Genomic DNA, 606 nt, shown 5'->3' with positions numbered 1-606 from the left:
CCGGTTGGGTGGCCGGATGGCCGTGGAATCAGTGGCCGGATGCGCGTGGAATGGGTGGCCGGATCACCGTGGAATCGGTGGTCAGATGCTCATGGAATGGGTGGCCAGATGACCGTGGAATCCGCAGGATTGTGGCCTTCTCTAGTAACTACGCCCTCTACGGTGATTTGAGCCAACGGGTGATGACTGTTATCGACAGCCTGGTCGTAAATTCTACGGCCTACAGCATCGATGAAGCATTTTGTGACCTAGGTGGAATGACTTTGCCATTGGAGCGGTTGGGACGGCAAATACGCTCCAAGGTGCTTCGTTACACGGGCATTCCTGTGGGGGTAGGTATCGCCGGAACCAAGACCCTGGCCAAGCTCGCAAACCATGCAGCAAAGCGTTGGCAACGCCAAACCGGTGGTGTCGTAGACATCACTGACTCAGTTCGCCGGGACAAACTGTTAAAGGTCTGCGACGTAAGCGATGTATGGTGCGGATTCCACGCCATTCGGACACTCAGCCCACGCTGATCCGGACACCTGTTCCACGATCATTCGGACAGGCAGTCGGAGCGCAGCGACGCAGGGGTGGCATTGTTAGTCTGAGGTGCCCGGCGTC

The 606-nt window shown here is 57.4% G+C and carries 1 pseudogene; it reads left to right on the top strand.

The annotated features are described in order from the left end of the window. Positions 1–128: 128 nt before the first annotated feature. Positions 129–479: pseudogene (locus GIW79_RS29580) on the top strand (Y-family DNA polymerase); the annotation flags it as partial. Positions 480–606 lie beyond the last annotated feature (127 nt).

The organism is Pseudomonas sp. PA-7-1E, assembly GCF_021605325.1.
GTDB classification, from domain to species: Bacteria; Pseudomonadota; Gammaproteobacteria; order Pseudomonadales; family Pseudomonadaceae; genus Aquipseudomonas; species Aquipseudomonas fluorescens_BV.
This window is presented reverse-complemented; position numbering and strand designations above follow the sequence as displayed.